We start from the raw sequence: 21,074 nt of genomic DNA, 5'->3' as shown, positions 1-21,074 counted from the left end.
ACAGGTAATTCCCAGCCACAGGGGATTTGTGTCACTCATCTTCAGAAGTGCCCTCAGCGCGCCAGTAGCCGACGGCTTTGATCAGTTGTTCATCCAGCCCGTGCTCATCGATCAGGACACGGCGAATCTGCCGTGACACCTTGGTCTCCGTCGCCACCCACGCGTACAGATTGCCCTTCGGCACCTGCAATTGCTTCACGGTGGTCAGCAGGTTGTCCTGGCCGCCTTCACGCAGCACCCAGATCACATTGATCTGCGCCGCGCTCTCGAGCACTTGCTGTTCCGCGCCGTTTTCCACCTCGATCACCACCAGCGCTTTACGATTCGCCGCCAAACCTTCAAGGCGGCGGGCGATGGCGGGCAGGGCGGTTTCGTCGCCGATCAGCAAATAGCTGTCGAAGATGTCCGGCACGATCATCGAGCCACGCGGCCCGCCGATGTGCAGGAATTGTCCCGGTGCAGCTTGCTCAGCCCAGGTCGACGCAGGGCCGTCACCGTGCAGCACAAAATCGATGTCCAGTTCCAGTGCATCCAGGTCGTAACGGCGCGGCGTGTAGTCGCGCATCTCTGGCTTCGGCCCATCGTCCTTGCCGGCGCCGAGCACCATGGTTTCCAGCGCGGCGGCCTGTTCGGCGTTCTGCGGGAACAGCAGTTTGACGTGATCGTCCGTGCCCAGGCTGATAAACCCGGCCAGTTCCGGCCCGCCGAGGGTGATGCGGCGCATGCGCGGCGTCAGGTCAACCACGCGCAACACTTCAAGCTTGCGGCGTTTGATTTCGTGCATCACGCGGTGAATGGTTTGGGTATCGACTGCAGTCATTCGGCTTTCTCCGAGGCAGGTTGAACGGCGGGGCCGTCGACGATGGCTTTCGCGGTGTCGTTGAGCAGGTCACGCACACGCAGGATTTCTTCCGGGCTCCAGCGCCCGTGGTGCATTTGCAAGGCATGGCGCAAGTTGTGCACGGCTTCATGGATTTCGGCAGGGCGGTCATGGCCGCGCAGCGAGCGTTTGCTCACATCAATGCGCATGCGCACGCCATCGAGTGCCACGGCTTGTTCGCTTAAAGACAAACGACCGGCCTCGGTGACGCTGTAGCGTTTTTTGCCGCCCTCGGCGTCGCCAGCGATCAGGTCGCTTTCTTCGAGAAAGGTCAGGGTCGGGTAGATCACGCCGGGGCTCGGGCTATATGCGCCGTCGAACATGCCTTCGATCTGGCGGATCAAATCGTAGCCGTGGCACGGCTGTTCGGCGATCAGCGCCAACAGCAGCAATTTCAAATCGCCGGGGGCGAACACCCGTGGGCCGCGACCGCCGCGTTCGCGACCGGGGCGTTTTTCGAAGCCGTCACGGCCGTCGCCGTGTTCGCGGTGGGGGGAATGATGGTCTCTCATTTCAGTCTTCTCTCGTCGTGTTTAGATACAACTTAAGATATATCTTATGGCCTGATCAAGCTGAAATGACCAACGGTCGTGCGGGTTTGCACGAGCGCCCAGGAGACGCAAGGGGCACCTGAGCAGGATTTTTTCGCCGCGCCGGTAACAATAAATGCCTATACAACTTTCGCTTAGTTTGATTAATTACTCTAAATCATCGATATCGTCCCTATTTTGTTGTACGTGTAGTTTGGTTCTTACAGAAGTTGCATAACATGCAACTTTGTCATTTTCTCCTGATGTAGTATCGGTCTTACAGTTGCTCAGGTGTTTTGCTTGAAAGTTGATGTTTTTCTTTCAAGTTAAATAGCACTTTGGCTACGCATGCGTCAGAAACGGCCTGCTTATTTCGTGGTGGGAATAGGGGAATATTCCTCGGCGTTGAACGTCCACTTTCTTACATGTCTGGAGCCAGCTGGCTTCATTCTTCAGACCTTGTAAGCGGTTCAGGACTTCAGCCATCTCCCACAACGAAATAACAGGAAGTTAATCATGCTCAAGCAACTTGCAATCGCTACTCCTCTGGCCATGCTGACACTGGGTGCTTCGGTGGCCTTTGCGGCTGAAGAATCGCGCACCGCCATCAATATCGTCGCGGACATTCCGAGCAAGGTGTTCCATGCACAGCCGGTCGATCCGAACTTCGGTAAAAACGAAGAAATGCGCTACGTCATCGGCGCTGGCACGTTGTCCCCGGTGCGCGGTACCTATGACATCCAGCACACCCAGGGCTCGGTCGGTGCTTACGTTGAGGGTGGCCCACAGCCTCTGTTCAACGGTGCCAATACCATTGCGCTGACGTACACCTTCAACGGTAAAACCCTCACCGGCGCGTCTGAAGAAGTTGTCGGCGATACCGAATCCAACGGCGGCATGCGTGCTGATCTGGTGATCACCGCCGCCAAACCGGCCGATGGCCAGTCCGGCCTGTACACCGCCACACCGGTGGTGATGTTTGACGCCATTCCGCGCATTACCCAGTAACGCGTTTTCGACCACTGCTAGTCTCTGGCAATGGGCTCGTCCGGCCGGCCGCTAGTTGATAGCGTTCGGCCGGCGATTGGCCAATCAAACAAAAAGAGTAACTAAGTTCATGTTTCCGATGACACCCATCGCGGCAGCGCTTGCACTTTTTTTATGTGCCAATGCCTTGGCTGCGCCTACGGATGACCGTCATACGCCACGTAACTTGCTGGCGCAGGCAAAAGGGTTGCCGAGTGAATTCGAAGAGCACTTCTTTGATGTGCCACTTGCGGTGCGTGTGGAGTTGGACCAACAGTTTCTGGGTGAAGCGATGATTGTTCTATCACGCGATGATCGCATCACCCTGCTCGAATTTACCGAGAGCACCGACAGTAACTTCACTGCCATCGAACGCGATGTCTGGGCCGACTACCTGGGTCGGGGTGTGGTGCTGGGCAACTGTCAGGGCAGTTGCCCGGAGCAGATGCTCGCCGTGCACTACAACCTGGAAAATTCGCTGGTATCGATCGTCACCGAGAATGCTGAGCGTGACAGCCAGGCGCCGCGCTATTACCTGCAACCGAAATCCGGCAGCACCGGGTTGATCGTGCGTAACCAGCTCAACCTCAACGGTGGTCAGGATCAGGATCTTGGTGGTCGTTACGGGCTGGTCACCAGCAGCAGCCTCGGCAACTGGACACAAAGCCTGAACGTACAAATGGCCCGTCTGGGCGGTTCGGACGAGCAGATGTATCACGCCGTGCAAGAGCTCTACAGCCAGAAAGAGCTGCAGGGCAGTTTTGTTCGCCTGGGCTATTTCATGCCCGATTCCGAAGGCCTGACTCGCCAGCCACGTTCGTTCGGTGTCAGCCCGGACACGGCGGTGGGCGCCATGTACGGCAGCTCCGACAGCCTCGCGATCGACAACCCGAAACCCAGCGTTTATCCGCTCTACGTCACCGCGAACCGTCAGGCTTCGGTGGAGATTTATCGCAACGGCATGTTGATCAACACGCAACCGGTCGACGCCGGTCTGCAAACCCTCGACACCCGACCATTACCCGGCGGCATCTATGAAGTTGAAGTGCGCCTGATCGAAGACGGTCAGATCACCTCCACCACGTCCGAGCTGATCTACAAACCGAACAACTGGCGCAATCATGACGAGCGCTGGCGCTACAACGTGTTCGCCGGGCGCGAGAGCAAATTGTGGAGCAACTGGGACGATCAGGCGTCCGGCGGCATGACGGCGGGCGCAGCGTTCAACTACTTGCTGCATCCACGCGTCATCGTCGGATTTTCCGGGCGGCAGATCAGCGAAAAACTGCAGTACGGCACCTCGATCGACTGGACGCTGGCCAACAACACCAGTGTGTTTGGCAATGTTTATCAAACCGAAGACCACGGCACCGGCCTCGATCTGCAAGGCATGTACAGCTACGGCTCGGGCAGTATTTTCCTGACCCATAACCGCAGCTGGCTCGACACCACCAACACCTACGAAACCCTGCCCGACGGCACGCGTGTACGACAGCGCAACGTGTTCATCGGCCAGACCAGCAACTCGGCGCTGTCGGTGAATCATCGGGTCAGCAACAAAAGTTCGATCAACGCGCGGGTCTCGCACAGCGACGGCAATATCGAAGGTGTCGGTCTCGATCTCGGCTGGACGCAGCGCGGCGAATTGTTTGGCAGCGATGCCAACTGGCGATTTTCGGTGTTCGATCGTCCGGGCAGTTTCAGCAGCGGCGATGCGCGCAATCGCGGGGTCGATTTGAGTGTCAGCCTGGCGCTGGGCGGGCCGGGCGAGCAGATTTCCGGCAGCCTCGGTTCGCGAACTTCGCGCGATGGCGGGCGTGACAACAATGCCTCCGTCACCTATCGCAAAGACTTGCAGGATCACTTGTTGCAGAGCGTCTCGGCCACGGCGATCACCGACACCTACGGTCTGGGGCTTTCCGGTACTGGCAGCTTTCAGAGCGACGCAGTCAACGGCGATGGCTTCATTCAGCGCTCTTCGTATAACAACAATTTTTCCGGCGGTTTGAACCTCGACAGCACCGTGGCGCTGAGTGGCCAATACATCGCCATGACCAGCCAACACGATCGAGGTGGCGCCGGGATGATCGTTGATGTCGAGTCTGATCTGGACGACATCGCCCTGCGCGCCGATGACTTGAGCGGTGGCAGCGCCAACCTGCGGCCGGGGCGCAACTTCATCCCGATCACCGCTTACAAAAACGGCACGGTGAGCTTCGATTTCGAAGGCAACGACGTCCCGGCTGCGGCGATTCAACCGGCACGCACGAGTTACCACTTGAACAAGGGCGGCGTGGACTATCGAAAAATCCGCGTGATGAAAACCCTGACGGTGCTCGGCCGCTTGATCGACCCCAAAGGCCAGCCGCTCAAGGGCCACCACATCATCAACCACGCCAGCCGAGGCGTGAGTGAAGTCGACGGATTCTTCTCGATGGAAATGAACGCCGGAGCGCCGACCCTGGAAGTGCGTCAGGGCGACCAATTGCTCTGCCGGTTCCGTTTGAACACCGATGCCGCCCGGGTGGAAAACAACGTGCTGATGATTGGTGATTTGCGCTGCACGCCGGATACGTTGGCGGACAACGCTATTGCTCTTGAAACCGCAGGTTGATCAGACCTTAAACCCGTCACTCGCTGTGACAGCCCGTTGCGGCTGTGTTGAAAATACAGAGGCAAATCGAACATGAAACGTTTGTTGGCAATTGGTTTTTTCTTGTGTGCACCCCTCGCTTTTGCCGCTCCGCAGATCAATGTCGGCGTGGTCTACGACTATCTGGACGCTGACAAAAGCACCTATCTGAAACGCATCTTCAATGGCGGCGACAGCACTGCGTTTATCAAGATCAACATCCTTGAAATGATCTTCGACGAGCAGGGCACTGCCCGTGAAATTCCACTGCAATCCCAGGCCGGTGCCACGGCACGCGACGGCTTGATGGCCAGCCCGGCGCGGCTGATCGTGCCGGCCAACGGCACTCAAGGCACACGCTTGTTGTACATGGGCGCGCGCGATCAGGAGCGTTATTTCCGCGTGCGTTTTGTGCCGGTGGTGCCTGAAGCCGCCGACGAATTTGCGCTCACGGATGAAGAGCAGGCCGACTACAAAAAAGACTTTGCCGCTGGCGTTACGGTGCTGGCCGGTTACGGCACGGTGTTTTTCGTGCGGCCGAAAAACACCCGGTTCGACAGCGTCATCGATGACGGCAACGGCCAATATCAAATCCGCAATAACGGCAACAGCGTGGTGGTTATCGACGAGTTCAAGGACTGCGTCGTGGGCAACGAGCAGGACTGCCAGCCGACCACCAAACACCACATTCTCGCCGGTCGTACGTTTCGATTTGACAAACAGGCGGGGCGCCATTACCGCTTCACCGTGATCGAAGGCGCGGTGAAAAAGAAAGTGGAAGTGAAGGGTTAGGTACAAGGCCAATCGAATGGCAGAGGATCAATCATGAACAGGCGAAAGATTGCGCTGGTGACGCTGACGGGCTTGTGGCTGATTTGCACTTGCGCCCATGCAGCCCGCGAAGCGTATGAGTTTGACGTATCGGTGAGCATCCCCACTTCCAGGTTTCATGTGCTGCCGGCCGATCCCGGATGGATCAGCCGGGAGCAGCGGTTGCCGTGGAGTTTGCTCAATTCGACGCTCGGTGGGTTGCGAAAGGATTTTGATGTGAAGAACGAGGGGGGCGCGATCGAGGCACGTCTGGACAGTTTGCCGTATCTGTCCAGCGGCGAGTCCGGCCACGAGATCGAATTGCAGGTCGTGTTCAACGGCAGAGAACTGAAGGTGGGCGAGGCGGTTGAAGTGGTGTCTGCGGCGGACGGTCGGCAGGGTCGCCGGGTGTTGCTGGAAATCACTCCGCAGCCCCCCGGAGATGGCGTCTACAAACCGGGTAAATACTTCGGCAACGTCAACATGATGTTCAACGCGATGTTGCCGGGTGCTTGATGACCGGTTACCGGGAATGAAGGGTGAGGGATCATGATCAATCTATATCGAAGTTTGACCGTCATGCTGATGGCGGGTCTAGCGACGTTGCCGGCATCCGCGGCCGTCAAAGAAATTGAAGCGTTGTTTCGGCCTGACTCGGCCAATCCGCAAAGCAACGAGTTCATCAACCAGACGCCTTCAGAGGGTTTTTGTCTTCAGTTGCCCAATCAGTGCAAACCCGAGGGTCTGTTCAGTTTGGTCGCGCCCATTGTTTTTAATGCCAAAGATCCCATCCGGGCTTTTCACACTGATCCACGTCAGGGAGGGATGGCCAAGGTACCTTCCCATTGGCAGCGGATCGTGGTCACCCACGAGTCCGGGGATACGGACGTGCTTGAAGTACGCATTGCCGGCATTGGGCATGAGGCAGGCCTGTTCGAACCTGTCACTGACATTGTGGAGAAGCAGGCGGGTGACGACTTTTCGCTGGCATGGAGCATTTTGTGGACGGGCGGGTCTTGGCGGGAAGCACCGGCTCCGTGTTTAGGTGTGGGCAGTGCTACAGCGGGGCCTAATGGCTACAACAGTTTCTGGAAGGTTCCGGTGAATGCCGGAGTGTGCGCTAAACAGGCGCGATTTCTGATCCCAGCGTTTTATTTCCGCTACTTCGTTTACGGCTACCAACTGCGTACGCCTAACCCGCTGGCCATGAAGTCCGGTCGATATCTTGGCAGCATCGAATACACGGTGGGGCCGGGCAAGGATTTCGATATGGGCGATCTGATGATGCCTAATGACAATCTGCTGCAGTTGAACTTCACCCTGACGGTGGAGCATATGCTCAAGGTAGAAATTCCCCCGGGTGGCAACAAAGTTGAATTGACACCTGAAGGTGGCTGGCAGGCCTGGCTCAATCAGGGGCGCAAACCGACACGATTGTTCCGCGATCAGACCTTTAATCTGTGGACCAGCTCGCAATTCAAAATGCAAATGCAGTGTCAGTACACGCTGGGCGATACCTGCGCACTGCATGAGCCGGATGGCCACGCGGTGCCGCTGCAAGTCGCTGTGACGTTGCCCTCAGGCCTGACCTCCGCAGGCAACCGTCCTGTGATTCGGCAACCTTTGCGAGTGAGCGGCGTGGGCACCGAGTTATTCGAGGCCGGTATCTACATTGATCGCAAACCCGGGGTGCTGCACTTCGGTGTCGAACAGGCTGATGTCGAGCGCATGTTGTCCAGCGGAGCTTCGACTTACAAGGGCACCGTCACGGTGATCTGGGATTCCGAGGTCGGCTGATCAAGCGAGCCGGTTGGCAATGGGAGGGCTGCCCGCCAACCGGTTCCCGCAGGTTCAGAGCACGGCTTTTTCCAGCGCATCGCGCGTCTGCTGACGGGCAAGTTGTTGCTCCTGATCGCCCAGATCGGTAATCAGGCGATCGTACAAGGCATCGGGCATTGGCTGGCCGGTCAGCACTTGTTCCTTGGGCACGCCAACCCTTCGCGCCAGATCCTTGAGCCTGTCGCGTAACGCGGCTTTTTCCGGATAGGGATCCATTGAGCTGGCCCACTGCGCTTGCACGGTGCGCAAGTCGTCCAGTTCCGAGGCTTTTTCCTCGAAGCGGACTTTATTGGCGTAGTACTGGTCGGGGTAGGCCTCACGTAGATAGTCGCTCCAGAACGGTTGTTCGAGCATGCGGTTGACCAAACCGTCGCCAGCTTCCATCGCGGTCACCGTTTCGAAAGCCAGGTCGATTTTCGCCTGATCGACGCCCGCCGTAATCCGAAACAGCATGTTCTGCGATTGCCACGGCAAATCCAGGCGCTGGGCCAGACCCGTCTGATAGGCCAGATAGACCTCAACGACATCAGGATTGCCGCCACGGCTTTGAATGTCCGCTTGGGCGACATCATCGACATGCTCCAGACGTGCTGCACCCCGGGCCAATACCACCAGTTTTCGTTCAAGTATTTCTCTGGACGTCGACGACAGCCGGGCCTCGGCTGCCATCACCTTGATCCCCATCTGATTGAACACCTGCGCCCCGGCGTCCCGGCAGTTGACGGGGGCGATGGCCATTTCGAACAGCTCCTGACGCAAGGTTTTATCAATGTCGATGGCGTGGATCATTCGCCAGACGCGGTCGCTCAACTGTTCCAGTGCCGAGCCACCGGCACGATAGTCGGCGGACTGGGTCAGGTCATTGATGATTTTGAAGAAACCCCTGGAATTGGGTTCCGAAGCCAGATCGGGCCAGGCCTCCGGGCGGTAAATGCCCAGACCGGGTATGCGTGTGAACAGCGCGTCGGTCTTTAGAGGCCAGCGCCCGAGCATGTCGGTGGTCGCGGCTGACGCAACATGCTCGGGAATCAGCCCTACCGAGGTTCGGTAGTGCTCGTAACGGACGCGATTGACCTCGGACAACTCGTTGGCCATCAGGCGAGTTCGAGCGACGATAAAGGCGTTGTTGGAGCCCGGCACCACCCGCGGAATTTCATTAATTGGATTGCCCAGCATGTCGAGGAAAAACTGCTTGGGCCGTTGCTTTTTGAACAGACCTTCGGGCCAGGCCGTCAGGCCGGTATCGTTCAGCGACAAAACGCTCAGGCGTGGCATTCGACTCACATCGGGGGACAGGCCCAGCGGATTTTCATCCAGACGCAAGGTTTGCAGGCGTGTGAAGTTTTTCAATTGTTCGACGGTTTCAGGCGTCAACTCGATCCGGTTGCCCGACAGGCGCAGGGTTTCCAGCTGGCGCATTTTGCCAATGGTGGCCGGCAGGCGTTTCAGGTCGCAGGTTCGCGCGCTCAACTGGCGTAAGTGAGGAAAGTCTTTGAGCAGCCCCGCAGCCCCTTCAGAGAGTGGCACGTTGTCGACTGAAAGGGTGGTGACCTGATCGAGATAGGATTTGATGTCGGGTAGCTTTTTCCACCAGTGTTCGAGGTTGTAGCGACGCAACTCCGATGAAAGATCCAGCGTATAACCGGCTTGCGGAGCGATGCTGCGTTCCCCGAACACCACGGATTTTCGTTCGAAGCAAGCCATCAACCGTTCAGTGAGGTGCAGGCCTCCATCCAGCGTGAATGCCAGATTGTGCGTACCGCCATTGCCCGCGTTCCAGTTGATGACCTCCTCGAAGCGCCACGTGTCGAGGATGATGCGCAATGTGTCGAGATCATTTTCGATGCGACGGATACCTGACTCTGCGTCACCCTCGGCGCTCAGGGCTCGGGAAAACCCCTGCACTTCGTTTTCGTTGAGGTGTGGATAAATATCCTGGATGCGTTGCTCCACAGACTCTCCGACCCGCGAATAGCCAGGGCCGCCCAGCAAAGTGATGGTTTCGGTAGGCGTGACGGTGCTGATCGGTGGCGCGGCCAAAAGGCTGCGGCGTACGCTGGCCGCTTCGGTTTTGGCCATGATCCACTGTTTGAAACCGGCGGCGTCATCGAGTCGATAACCCAATGCCTGGCGCTGTCGAGCGGGCAATGCAGTCAGGATCGCTTGAAACAGGTCGCCCGCTTGTTCCTGCAGGGGCTGACCCTGGACGTCATGGGCCAGGTATTTGAAGTGGTGATCTTTGACCAATGTGCGAACAGTGGCCGCGTCCTCGGCACCCACGCTGCAAATCAATGTGCCCTGCGGCGACTGTTGGCGAACCTCGATACGCAGTTCAGCCATCGCATCGCTGTGGAGGCGCAGAGCGTTGAGCGCCAGACGTTCGGTGTCGGTGGTTGCCAGCCAATCGTGATGAAAGCCTTGCCAGGCATGGCGGGTAGCGGTTTCAAATTGCAGTTCACGGGCGAGGTGTTTCAGGCGCAACGGCAGGTGTTGATGTTGATCCATCAAGTCCAGCTCAGCGGGAGTTGCATGGCCGAGCAAGGACTCGGCCACTGTCGCCGGCAGTTGCGAAAATGACTGTTCGAGTTGTTGTCTGGCCGGGCTGGCGGGGCTTCGCTCATGCTGGTAACGCTGATCGAACAGTGCCTTGCGTGAAGATCTGGCAGCGCGGGCGATGCGTGCTTGCAAGATTGCTTCATTGTCGACCGCCAACGGCGTGCCGTGGTGGTTCAGCGTGTCCATGACAATGCTCAATCCTTCACCGTTGGCGATTTGCTGGTCGCTCAACTGAACGACCAGTTTTCTTCCTTGAACGGTTTTCGCCGCTGACGATTCCCACAGCGTGAGGCCACGACTGTCGTTGACCCGCAATGGCACACCGGCGGGCCATAGCCCTTGCGCTTCGATGATCTGCAACTGACTGGCCGGGTCGCGGCGTGCCAAGGCCTGCAGCGACGGATCGGTACTGGTGACCTGTTCAACAAATCCGCGCACATCGCGTTCGATCTTGAAGCGTTGCACGGTGTCCGCGAGCAGGGGCGGCAGTCCTGCATTGTCGCGATACATGCGACGCAAAACGCCAGGCGAGGTGCCGCTGGTTTGCCGGATCAGTTCCAGCTCTTGCGGGTCACTGAAGGATTGAACCGTGTGCCCGATTCGGCGCATCAGAGTCGCGTCATCCCAGTGCCTTGGTTCTTCACCGTCGAGTACATAACTACCGGCACCGTTATCTCTGACCGATACTTCAAAGCCGTCCGGCCGCGTGGGATGACGCACAGTCAGCGCACCGGTCGTCGCTTGTCGGGACAATTCGTAATGATGTTCGTCCAGGCGCAGCAGGTTTTTGCCGTTGTGTTGATACAAGCCTTGGCCGTTATGCGGCAAATCCTGCGGCACGGCACCTTTATATCGATAAGGCTCAAGATCCGGTTTCCACAGCCTGGTCTTACCGTTTGGCAGCCGAACCGCTTTCAGACTCTCAATAAACGGTGAAACGGTGAAGTGGAAAACCGGTGCGAGCGCAACGCCCATCGCGAGATTTTCAATGACGTCGCTGAAATGCATCCACGCGGCTTGCCGATCACCCTCACTCCACTCCACCGCACCTTCGAGTGTTTCGTAGAGCAACTGCCCGGCCGTGACAACCAGCATCAATTCGCCCAGCCCGGGTACCACCAGGGCAAAGGCGCCGAGGGCGATAAAGCCGATATTCAGATAATTGGCCCAGCGTTCGGAGCGCGCTTTCGCGTCCTCATCCGCGTTGGGTACAGCAAGGACTCTGGCGTCGCTGATCATTTGATCGAGGGCGGTTTCATGCAACACCGGCCACAGTTCGAAGTCCTCCCAAGGGCCTTTGCCCGTAAAGGTGCAGTCGCTGATGTGGAAGTTCGGCGACTCCAGCGGATCCTGACGAACTCCGAATTCGCGCGGTGGCGGAATGTCTACGTGCAACACCAGTCGTTCGCCCAGTTGTACCAGCTCGTGATGGCGCCATTTCTCGACAAAAGTCCGTGGCGGGCCATCGTTGACGGCCTCGTTAAAGCGTCTGAAGTAATACGGCCTGTCCTTCTGCGCAACGAAGCGGCTAAAGAACAGTTGATACGACGTTGGCGAGCCGGCATCGGTGCCGATGTTGCTGGCGCGGGCGGTCAGTTGGCGGGTCAGTTCCTGTTGGAACGCCTCGAAGCTGGCGCAGCGTTTGACTGGATGTTCGGGGTCACCGGGGATCCAGGCGATTATCGACCCGGTGCTGTAGCGATGTAACTCGCACGGAATGAACAACACGCAATCGGTCAGGCGCAATCCCATGATGCTCAAGCCGCAAAAGCGCAGTTGTTTTTTGCCGTCCATGACGACGCTGTCACCCTTGACGACTTTCATCAACTGATTGTATTCGGCCTGACCGATGTCCTTTTTGATCAGCGCCAGAGAGGCTGCGGTCTGCAGGGATTGTTTGTAGTAAGCGCCGTTGATCTGCCGCAGCAGGTTTTCGACGAGGCGGTTGCCGGGCGGGCGCAGAAAATCCTTCAGGTAGCGCTGGTATTGCTCGCCGATATTCAGACGCCGGCACAGACGGGCGAACACGTCGACACTCACCGGCGTATTGATCTGTTCGAAATGACCGTTGGTGTCCGGTCGAGTGATGAAACAGGAGTTCGGCTCGTAGAAGCCCGGCCGGGTCTCGTCGTATTCAAAGTTATGCAAAGCTGCTTGCAACAGTGACAAGGTCTTGACCGTCAACGCCTCGCTTTTGAGGCCGAAAATGCCGAGGCTTTTCGGCGCGTACAGGCGTAACCAGGTGTCGTCGGCATCCAGCCCCGGGTCGAGTTTGTGCAGCTCCGGTTCAAGCAGTTTTTTGGCAAATGTTTCGATGCTCTGGATTTTGTCGAACAGGGCGTCCCGTTCGTTTTGTCGCAGGTGCAAGGCTTCGATGGCGGGCTTGAGCAGGGTTTGCTTATCGGTGGAAGCCTTGGCGAACCAGACCGGCAGTATCGGCCGGATCTCGCGCAGTTCGGCCCGGCGTTTTGCCGAGGCCTTGATCAGCACGTGGGGAATGGCCTTTTTCAAGGTCTCGAAGTGAATACCCCGAGCACGGGAATCAGACATGCGCAAAATCCTTTTGGCGTAGAAAGGATGTCAGTTTGCGCGGCTGCTCAGGGGGGCATGCGATACATAGTTATCGTTTGTGTATCGCAGTGTTTGCGGGATTTACCGAATATTTCAATTGCGCTGGGCGACGACAGGCACCTCGCAGCGGGTGTGGGAGTCAGGCTGCAGATACGGCGACAGAATCGGCGCCATGCCTTTGAGCACCTGCACGGGCAGTGCCGAGGTGAACTTGAAGTTCTCCGCCGAACGGCCCGGCACAAACGCCGTCAGCGTGCCGAAATGATGGTCGCCGATGTAGAACACGAAGGTCGCGGTGCGGTTGATCGATTTCGAGCTGAGAATCCGCCCACCCGAGCCGATGGCTTCGATGCGGTTATCACCGGTGCCGGTCTTGCCGCCCATGACCAACGGCGTACCGTCGGCGGTTTTGAAACTGCCGGAAACCCGTTTGGCGGTGCCGGAGTCGACCACTTGCGAGAGCGCCTCGCGCATGGCCGTGGCGACTTCGGATGGCATCACTCGTTTACCGACGTGAGGGTCGTTGGTCACGAGGGTTTCGTACGGCGTGCCGGCGGCGAAATGCAGGCTGTCGATGCGCAAAGTCGGCATGCGCACGCCGTCGTTGAGGATGGTGCCGATCAACTCGGCCAGCGCCGCAGGACGGTCGCCGGAACTGCCGATCGCGGTCGCCAGCGACGGCACCAAGTGGTCGAACGGGTAGCCGACTTTCTGCCAGCGCTGGTGAATTTCAAGGAACGCTTCGATTTCGAGCATGGTGCGAATGCGGCTGTCGCGCGCGCCTTTGTGTTTGCTCTTAAACAGCCAGCTGTAGACTTCCTGACGCTCGAACTGGCTGGCTTTGACGATCTGGCTGAAAGTCGCGTCCGGGTTGTGCAGCAGGTAACCCATCATCCACAGATCCAGCGGGTGCACCTTGGCGATGAAGCCCTGATCGGGCAAATCATAGCTGCCCGGGCCGTAGGAATCGTAGAGGCGAATCAATCGATCGTCGGTGAGTTTTTCGTTGAGCTTGGCGCCTTTGAGGTGCGCGCGCACGAAAGTGTTGAAGTCTTCCTGACTGGCGTCCGGCAATAGATAACGGTGCACGGCGGCCATGCGGATCGGAGTCGGGCGCATGCTGTCGAGGAAGGTTTCGAGGCGCGCCTGGGTGTCCTTGTTTTTGTACTTTTTCCAGAACTTGAGCTGGAATGCGGTGCCTTCGCGGTCGGCGAAATTGGCCAGGTATTCCTGACGCCGTGGGTCGCGATCGTCCTTGAGCAATTCGGCGCTGCTGTTCGGGCCGGAGTAGGTGACGTAGCGCACCACATCGCGCATCAGGCGAATGAACGGCAGGTTGATCGACTCGCGCAATGCATCGCGCAGGGTCGGCAGGCGGCCATTGTCTTCCTTGCGAAAGTTATGGAACACATGCAGACCGCCACCGGTAAAAAACGCCTCCCCGGGGCTCGCCGAGTATTTGCGATCGAGCGCGGCGCCGAGCATTTTCGACAGATCGCGATCCTTGTTCTGCACCAGATAATCGATGACCCAGCGGCTCAGGCGATCCTGATCCGGCACCTCGACTTTCTTCAGTTCCGGTACCGACATGCCCGCGTATTTGTCGTGCAGCTCGGAGATGATTTGCAGGTAAGTGGTCAGCACGCGCATTTTCGCCGTGGAGCCGAGTTCGAGTTTGCTGCCTTCATTAATGTCGAAGGGCTGATCGGTGCTGTCGGTCTGGATGCGCACGCGCGAGCCGTCCGGGGTCAGCTCGAACAGTGTGAAGCTGTAGCGAACCTGGGTGGTGCTGGTGGGCGTCAGCAGGCGTTCACCCATCAGGCCGATTTCGGCGGCGAAGGCCGGGTCGGCGAGTTTTTTCAGGTACTCGGTGGCCTGCATTTGCAGGTCGCCTTGCAGGGTGCTGGTGGCCGAGAGGTCAAGGCGATCGAGGTCGTACAGCGGACGGTTGAGCATGCTCGCCAAGCGGCTGCGGGCGACGCTGATGCCTTTGTTGGTTTCGATTGGCTGAATGGTCGGCTGGGTCTGCCAGTCGCGATAGGTGACCTTGCTGGCGAGTGCGGCATCGGCCAGTGCGCTGTCGATCACGCCGTTCTGTTTCAGCAGACGCAGGTGACTGTCGGTGAGGTCGGCGAGTTCTTCGCGGCCCTTGGTCAAGTAGTGCGAAGGACGGCGCTGGGCGATCATCAGCGAGAGCATTTCACGCAGGGCCAGACCTTTGTCGGCCATGGTTTTCGGGTCGGTGGCCGGGCTGTTCAGTTGTTCGTTGGCCTTGTTGAAATCGCTGCCGTACCAGACGCGCAAGCCTTCGGCCATGCCGTGCACTTCACCGTGCCCCGGGACTGCCGACAGCGGCACACTGTTGAGGTAATCGCGGACGATGTTCTGCCGAGAACCCAAGGTGTCCGGGCCGTCCTGATAGGCGCGCACGCTGGCGGAAATCATCTGGCGGATCTTCTCGGCGCCCGACACGGTCAGGCCATCCGGCGAGTGCCGATATTTTTCCAGTTGCGTGGCCAGGGTGCTGCCGCCGGCTGACTGGCCGGGCAGGTGCAGCAACTTCGCCACTTGCGACCACGCCGCCATGCCGAAGCGCGGCCAGTCCACCGCCGGGTTGGCCCGGGGTTGTTTGGGGTCGAGCAGAAAGCGGTTTTCAATAAACAACAGACTGCTGACCACCACCGGCGGGATCGCCGCGAAGTTCGAGTAGAGCTGTTGCGGATAGTTGTATTTGTACAGCGGCGCAGCGCGGCAATCGGTGATGGTCAGGCCGGCCTGAATCTTTTCCGAATAGGGCACGAACAGGCCCTTGCCGGTGTAGCTGAGCAGGGCGGGGGAGAAGCGGGTCTGCTCGGTGATCACGTAATTACGCTTGAGCAGACGCGGCAGGAATTCATCGAGGGCGCTGTAACCCAGGCGCAAATCGAAAGGGCCGTTGCCGGGGTAGTGAATCGCTTCACTGGGGCCCGGTTCCAGTTTGTAGGTCAGCGAGGCGGCGAATTTGCTCAGTTCACTCGACTGGAAACGCGAAGTGCGCATTTCCTTGGCCGCAGCCATTCCCACCACGATTGCAATAATCAGCAGTAATAACCAGAAAGCCTTCCAGCCATGCCGGGGACGGCGTGGTTTTTCGGGGACAGGCGCTTGATCCACACTCTCAGTCGGAACCACAGATTTACTCGAATCGGTTTGCCACAAAGCGCCCATAGTCGATTGATCCATTCACGCAGATTGATCGGACTTGTTTGAAGCTTAGACGGTGGTTGGCAGTGGTGAAAAAATTGTGAGGGGTTGGGGTGGGGGAAAGTGCTGAACAAATCTGGAAACATTGCGGATCTTGTTGCTAGAGCCTGTTCAATGGTCTGACAAATTATCTGTGGTGTAGTGCAAGTCATAGCCAGCAGGCATCCCAGAGAGGGTAGTCACCGATTTTCTTTACCAAACCGGCCCGCAAAGGATTGGCGACAATGTAGCGGGCGAAGGGACGCAAATCCTCACCATCGCGGATAGCGCGGTCGTGATAGCCGGTTTGCCAGAATGCGCCTTGCCGGTTCAATTTGCGATTTATGGTGAGCGTGCTGCGGGATTTGATGACTTGCATCAGCTGTTCCATACCGCAGCCTTCGAGTTGAACCAGCCAATGAATATGATCCGGCATCACTACCCAGGCGATCGAGTTGACCCAGCCTTTCTCATGAGTTTGCTGAATCTCCCTTACCAATAGGCGTCCGATCTGCCAATCACTGAAGATCTTTGCCCGTCCATGTACCACTGCGGTAATCAGGTAAGCACGCCCCGATTCAGAGCAACGCCCGTGGCGGAGTCGATGCGAGTTCAACTGTTTGCGCATTCCATTGCGTCCTGTTTGATTGATCTCCTTTCAAGCTAGTTGCTCACCTTCCTACATGAAGCTGGGAAGGCTGTCGGACGTTTCCCCATTTCACGCAGCAACACCTGAACACAGCAAACCCTGTGGCGAGGGAGCTTGCTCCCGCTGGACTGCGCAGCAGGCCCAAACGCAGTAATCCCGGATTGCCTGAATGATCGGGGTGGCAGGTTTTACGACTGCTGCGCAGCCGAGCGGGAGCAAGCTCCCTCGCCACAAGTAGAGCGGAGCCCTCCAGCAGTTCTGCGCTAGAGCCTTCGCAAGAGCAATTGCACCTAGGCAGGGACATGACGATGCACCAATGCTGTGCAATACTCGGCGCCTTTTTCGGTGGCGAATATTCCTACGTGTAGCAGGGAATGCCTCTCCGCAAACCGGGCTTTTGCCGAGAGTTGTCGCTGAATGTTGTGGTTTATAGAGTGAAAAGCCCTGCCCAAGGCTTTTTATACTGCACGCCCCGCTGATCTTGCAGGTTTTGTCCTACAAGACGCGTTTGCCCACGAGGCCGACGCGGTTTCACGGCAGCCAAGGCTTACCGGCCGACGTTGCGACACTCGGTGGTCATATCCAATAACAAGACGAGGTTGTACCCCATGCCAGTCGGCAATCACCTGCCTCACGGCGAAACCGCTCAGGGCGGTCCGCTCAAACGCGAACTCGGCGAACGGCACATTCGCCTGATGGCCCTCGGTGCCTGTATCGGCGTCGGTCTGTTTTTAGGTTCGGCCAAGGCCATCGAAATGGCCGGCCCGGCGATCATGATTTCCTACATTCTTGGCGGCCTGGCGATCCTGGTGATCATGCGCGCCCTCGGCGAAATGGCGGTGCACAACCCGGTCGCCGGCTCGTTCAGCCGTTATGCGCAAGACTACCTCGGCCCATTGGCGGGTTTCCTCACCGGCTGGAATTACTGGTTCCTGTGGCTAGTAACCTGCGTCGCCGAAATCACTGCTGTGGCGGTGTACATGGGCATCTGGTTCCCCGATGTACCGCGCTGGATCTGGGCCCTCGCGGCGCTGATCAGCATGGGCTCGATCAACCTGATCGCGGTAAAAGCCTTCGGTGAATTCGAATTCTGGTTCGCGCTGATCAAGATCGTCACCATCATTGCCATGGTCATCGGCGGCGTCGGCATCATCGCTTTCGGTTTCGGCAATGACGGCGTGGCGCTGGGCATTTCCAATCTGTGGGCCCACGGCGGCTTCATGCCTAACGGCGTGACCGGCGTATTGATGTCCCTGCAAATGGTCATGTTCGCTTATCTGGGCGTCGAGATGATCGGCCTGACCGCCGGTGAAGCGAAGAACCCGCAGAAGACCATTCCCGACGCGATCGGCTCGGTGTTCTGGCGGATTCTGTTGTTCTATGTGGGCGCGTTGTTCGTGATCCTGTCGATCTACCCGTGGAATGAAATCGGCACCCAGGGCAGTCCGTTTGTGATGACGTTTGAACGTCTGGGCATCAAAACCGCTGCCGGCATCATTAACTTCGTGGTGATCACCGCGGCGCTGTCGTCATGCAACGGCGGCATCTTCAGCACCGGGCGCATGCTTTACAGCCTGGCGCAGAACGGTCAGGCACCGGCCGGTTTCGCCAAGACGTCGAACAACGGTGTGCCGCGTCGTGCATTGCTGCTGTCGATTGCGGTGTTGCTCCTGGGCGTAATGCTCAACTATCTGGTGCCGGAAAAAGTCTTCGTCTGGGTGACCTCGATTGCGACCTTCGGCGCGATCTGGACCTGGGTGATGATCCTGCTGGCGCAACTGAAATTCCGCAAAGGCCTGAGCGCCAGCGAACGTGCCGGCCTCAAGTACAAGATGTGGCTGTACCCGGTCAGCTCGTATTTTGCCCTGGCGTTTCTGGTGCTGGTGGTCGGCCTGATGGCGTACTTCCCGGACACCCGCGTGGCGCTGTATGTGGGGCCTGCGTTCCTGGTGCTGCTGACCGTGTTGTTCTACGTGTTCAAGCTGCAACCGACGCAAGTCACACAAGGTGTGGCGCGTTCGGCTTCCTGATTCGTAGCCTCTGAAACAAAAGATCGCAGCCTTCGGCAGCTCCTACCTTGGAACGTGTTTCCTGTAGGAGCTGCCGGAGGCTGCGATCTTTTGCTTTCTATAAACGAGTCGCCGCACGACCGATTGCTGCGGTAATGCGCCCGCACCGCTCGTCGAAAGAGGCGCCTTACCTGTAATTTCTGACAGTAGACCGCGCTCGATTCCTGACTTAGCGTGAATGCCTGTCAAGTCATGGCAAGGAACGCTAATGAAAGGATTTTCAGCATTGATGGTCATCGGCCTGGCCGATGCGTTGATCCACTGGCAGGTATTTTTCGTCATGTGCAGTGCCGGTGGCTTGTCCCAGGCGGCCAGTAACTTCGCTGCGTTTTGCGTGGCGGCGGCGTTCACGCTGTACGTGAACATGCTTTACACCTTCGAGACGGGAACGTCACTGCTCAGCTATCTGCTGTTCATCTGTGTGATGGCTGGCGTGAGTGTGGGCATCGGCTTGATTGGCGATGCTCACGCGCTGCACGGGCTGATCACAGTGGCGTCCTTTACCGTGCTGAATTTATTGCTCGGGTACTGCTTTTTCCGCTTTGTATTGTTTCGCGAGTATGAAATTTGAGGCGCCAGCCTGTGGTTAAGACTGGCGCATTCAACCTTATGCCGCTGCGATTTCATTCGGCTCAAAACTGTCCGCCCGCGCCATCTGCCACATCCGCGAATAGAATGCGCCGCTCACTTCGCCCGTGAGCAATTCACCGGGTTTCAAGAACACGTGCAGCTCGGAAAACAGCTTGATCTCGGTCGCCGACATGCGTCGCACCAGATGCTTGGCCGACAGTTGCGACGGATGCTCAAGCCCCGCCGCCGCGAGCATTTCCGCCAGCGCTTTCAGCGTGCTGCGATGGAAGTTGAACACCCGCTGCGCTTTGTCCGGAACCACCAGCGCACGTTGGCGCAAAGCGTCCTGCGTGGCGACGCCGGTCGGGCATTTATTGGTGTGGCAACTTTGCGACTGAATGCAGCCGATGGCGAACATAAAGCCGCGCGCCGAGTTGGCCCAGTCGGCGCCGATGGCCAGCACGCTGGCGATGTCGAAGGCGCTGACGATCTTGCCGCTGGCGCCGAGTTTGATCTTGTCGCGCAGGTTGAGGCCGACCAGGGTGTTGTGCACAAACAGCAGACCTTCGCGCATCGGTACGCCGATGTGGTCGGTGAATTCAACAGGTGCCGCGCCGGTGCCGCCTTCTTTACCGTCGACGACGATGAAGTCGGGGAGGATGCCGGTTTCCAGCATGGCTTTGGCGATGCCCATGAACTCCCACGGATGGCCGAGGCAGAACTTGAAACCCACCGGTTTGCCGCCGGACAGTTCGCGCAGTTGCTGGATGAAATGCATCATCTCGATCGGCGTGGAAAACGCGCTGTGGCGTGATGGCGACACGCAGTCTTCGCCCATCATGATCCCGCGGGTTTCAGCGATTTCTTTGGTGACTTTGTGTTTCGGCAGGATGCCGCCGTGGCCGGGTTTGGCGCCTTGGCTCATTTTGATTTCGATCATCCGTACTTGCGGGTTTTGCGCTTGGGTGGCGAAGCGCTCCGGGTCGAATCGCCCATCGCTGGTGCGGCAGCCGAAGTAGCCGCTGCCCAGTTCCCAGGTCAGGTCGCCGCCGTTTTCCCGGTGATACGGGCTGATGCTGCCTTCGCCGGTGTCGTGGGCGAAGTTGCCGAGTTTTGCGCCTTGGTTCAACGCACGAATGGCGTTGGCGCTGAGCGAGCCGAAGCTCATCGCCGAGATGTTGAACACCGACGCCGAATACGGCTGCGAGCACTGCGGGCCGCCGACGGTAACGCGGAAACTGTTCGGATCGCTCAACGGCGCCGGGCGCATCGAGTGGCCGATGAATTCGAAGCCGGACTGGTAAACGTCGATCAGCGTGCCGAACGGTTTGTCGGCAGTTTCGTTTTTCGCTCGCGAGTAAACCAGCGAACGCTGGGCGCGGGAGAAGGGCAGGGCGTCGCTGTCGGATTCCAGCAGGTATTGGCGGATCTCCGGGCGGATGCCTTCGACCAGGTAGCGGATGTTGCCGAGGATCGGGTAGTTGCGGCGCACCGCGTGCGGGGTCTGCAGCAGGTCGAACAGACCGATCAGGCTGAGGACGCCGGTGACGGCGGTGATCGGCCACAGCCAGTCGTGGTCGAGAAAAGGCAGGCTGGCGAGGGTGAAAATCACGCAGACGGCAAAGAAGGCGTAGCGGCTCAGGAGTGACAGGCTCATACGGTTTCCTTGGTTCGGACTCAGGTTCAAAAGATCGCAGCCTGCGGCAGCTCCTACAAGTCA

General features: G+C 58.3%; 13 protein-coding genes. 7 read left to right on the top strand and 6 right to left on the bottom strand.

What is annotated here, in order from left to right:
• Nucleotides 1-31: 31 nt before the first annotated feature.
• Together KFS80_RS25420 and KFS80_RS25415 are read right to left on the bottom strand one after the other, a co-directional pair.
• Nucleotides 32-820, bottom strand: a complete 789-nt coding sequence (locus KFS80_RS25420; protein ID WP_212546307.1) for a siderophore-interacting protein — start codon at nt 818-820, stop codon at nt 32-34.
• Nucleotides 817-1,392 (bottom strand): PadR family transcriptional regulator, encoded by a 576-nt coding sequence (locus KFS80_RS25415; RefSeq protein ID WP_053123477.1) that lies wholly within the window; start codon nt 1,390-1,392, stop codon nt 817-819. The genes KFS80_RS25420 and KFS80_RS25415 overlap by 4 nt, the downstream gene beginning before the upstream one ends.
• 534 nt (nt 1,393-1,926) lie before the next feature.
• Here KFS80_RS25415 and KFS80_RS25410 point away from each other — a divergent pair.
• The 5 genes from KFS80_RS25410 (at nt 1,927) to KFS80_RS25390 (ending at nt 7,675) form a co-directional block, all read left to right on the top strand.
• On the top strand, nt 1,927-2,418 hold the full coding sequence (locus KFS80_RS25410) for a CS1 type fimbrial major subunit (protein WP_159815105.1): 492 nt from the start codon (nt 1,927-1,929) through the stop codon (nt 2,416-2,418).
• Between the two features lie 109 nt (nt 2,419-2,527).
• Nucleotides 2,528-5,050 carry a CS1-pili formation C-terminal domain-containing protein gene (locus tag KFS80_RS25405; RefSeq protein WP_212546306.1) on the top strand — a complete coding sequence of 841 codons (2,523 nt, stop codon included), beginning with the start codon at nt 2,528-2,530 and terminating at the stop codon, nt 5,048-5,050.
• Between the two features lie 72 nt (nt 5,051-5,122).
• Entirely contained in the window at nt 5,123-5,860 is a 738-nt protein-coding gene (locus KFS80_RS25400; protein ID WP_212546305.1) for a molecular chaperone, read from the top strand.
• A 33-nt stretch (nt 5,861-5,893) separates the two neighbouring features.
• On the top strand, nt 5,894-6,394 hold the full coding sequence (locus KFS80_RS25395) for a CS1 type fimbrial major subunit (protein ID WP_212546304.1): 501 nt from the start codon (nt 5,894-5,896) through the stop codon (nt 6,392-6,394).
• Between the two features lie 33 nt (nt 6,395-6,427).
• Nucleotides 6,428-7,675: a hypothetical protein gene (locus tag KFS80_RS25390; protein ID WP_212546303.1), complete on the top strand. Its 1,248-nt coding sequence runs from the start codon at nt 6,428-6,430 to the stop codon at nt 7,673-7,675.
• Nucleotides 7,676-7,729: 54 nt separating this feature from the next.
• On the opposite strand, the gene KFS80_RS25385 is transcribed toward KFS80_RS25390, so the two are convergent.
• The 3 genes from KFS80_RS25385 to KFS80_RS25375 all read right to left on the bottom strand — a co-directional run bounded on the left by KFS80_RS25385 (nt 7,730) and on the right by KFS80_RS25375 (nt 16,694).
• Complete coding sequence (locus KFS80_RS25385; protein ID WP_212546302.1) at nt 7,730-12,823, bottom strand: NEL-type E3 ubiquitin ligase domain-containing protein; 5,094 nt, start codon at nt 12,821-12,823, stop codon at nt 7,730-7,732.
• Between the two features lie 114 nt (nt 12,824-12,937).
• Nucleotides 12,938-16,051, bottom strand: coding sequence for a transglycosylase domain-containing protein (locus tag KFS80_RS25380; protein ID WP_212546301.1), 3,114 nt, complete (start codon nt 16,049-16,051; stop codon nt 12,938-12,940).
• A gap of 184 nt (nt 16,052-16,235) precedes the next feature.
• A complete protein-coding gene (locus KFS80_RS25375) occupies nt 16,236-16,694 on the bottom strand; it encodes an REP-associated tyrosine transposase (protein WP_212546300.1) in 459 nt (152 codons plus the stop codon).
• Between the two features lie 629 nt (nt 16,695-17,323).
• On the opposite strand from KFS80_RS25375, the gene KFS80_RS25370 reads away from it, so the two are divergent.
• Both KFS80_RS25370 and KFS80_RS25365 read left to right on the top strand, forming a co-directional pair.
• Nucleotides 17,324-18,745, top strand: a complete 1,422-nt coding sequence (locus tag KFS80_RS25370; RefSeq protein ID WP_212546299.1) for an amino acid permease — start codon at nt 17,324-17,326, stop codon at nt 18,743-18,745.
• A 247-nt stretch (nt 18,746-18,992) separates the two neighbouring features.
• A complete protein-coding gene (locus KFS80_RS25365) occupies nt 18,993-19,355 on the top strand; it encodes a polysaccharide synthesis protein GtrA (RefSeq protein ID WP_053123458.1) in 363 nt (120 codons plus the stop codon).
• Between the two features lie 36 nt (nt 19,356-19,391).
• Here the strand turns inward: KFS80_RS25365 and KFS80_RS25360 are convergent, their stop codons facing one another.
• A complete protein-coding gene (locus KFS80_RS25360; protein ID WP_212546298.1) occupies nt 19,392-21,011 on the bottom strand; it encodes an FMN-binding glutamate synthase family protein in 1,620 nt (539 codons plus the stop codon).
• Between the last annotated feature and the right edge of the window lie 63 nt (nt 21,012-21,074).

The sequence above is a fragment of the Pseudomonas rustica genome, assembly GCF_018336155.1.
Lineage (GTDB): Bacteria > Pseudomonadota > Gammaproteobacteria > Pseudomonadales > Pseudomonadaceae > Aquipseudomonas > Aquipseudomonas rustica.
Note: the sequence above shows the minus strand (reverse complement) of the source record. Positions and strands in the feature narration are given on the sequence as shown.

Excerpts from the sequence above, each read along its gene's own strand:
- KFS80_RS25420 (WP_212546307.1), bottom strand. The coding sequence starts at position 820 with ATGACTGCAGTCGATACCCAAACCATTCACCGCGTGATGCACGAAATC.
- KFS80_RS25415 (WP_053123477.1), bottom strand. The coding sequence starts at position 1,392 with ATGAGAGACCATCATTCCCCCCACCGCGAACACGGCGACGGCCGTGAC.
- KFS80_RS25410 (WP_159815105.1), top strand. The coding sequence starts at position 1,927 with ATGCTCAAGCAACTTGCAATCGCTACTCCTCTGGCCATGCTGACACTG.
- KFS80_RS25405 (WP_212546306.1), top strand. The coding sequence starts at position 2,528 with ATGTTTCCGATGACACCCATCGCGGCAGCGCTTGCACTTTTTTTATGT.
- KFS80_RS25400 (WP_212546305.1), top strand. The coding sequence starts at position 5,123 with ATGAAACGTTTGTTGGCAATTGGTTTTTTCTTGTGTGCACCCCTCGCT.
- KFS80_RS25395 (WP_212546304.1), top strand. The coding sequence starts at position 5,894 with ATGAACAGGCGAAAGATTGCGCTGGTGACGCTGACGGGCTTGTGGCTG.
- KFS80_RS25390 (WP_212546303.1), top strand. The coding sequence starts at position 6,428 with ATGATCAATCTATATCGAAGTTTGACCGTCATGCTGATGGCGGGTCTA.
- KFS80_RS25385 (WP_212546302.1), bottom strand. The coding sequence starts at position 12,823 with ATGTCTGATTCCCGTGCTCGGGGTATTCACTTCGAGACCTTGAAAAAG.
- KFS80_RS25380 (WP_212546301.1), bottom strand. The coding sequence starts at position 16,051 with ATGGGCGCTTTGTGGCAAACCGATTCGAGTAAATCTGTGGTTCCGACT.
- KFS80_RS25375 (WP_212546300.1), bottom strand. The coding sequence starts at position 16,694 with ATGCGCAAACAGTTGAACTCGCATCGACTCCGCCACGGGCGTTGCTCT.
- KFS80_RS25370 (WP_212546299.1), top strand. The coding sequence starts at position 17,324 with ATGCCAGTCGGCAATCACCTGCCTCACGGCGAAACCGCTCAGGGCGGT.
- KFS80_RS25365 (WP_053123458.1), top strand. The coding sequence starts at position 18,993 with ATGAAAGGATTTTCAGCATTGATGGTCATCGGCCTGGCCGATGCGTTG.
- KFS80_RS25360 (WP_212546298.1), bottom strand. The coding sequence starts at position 21,011 with ATGAGCCTGTCACTCCTGAGCCGCTACGCCTTCTTTGCCGTCTGCGTG.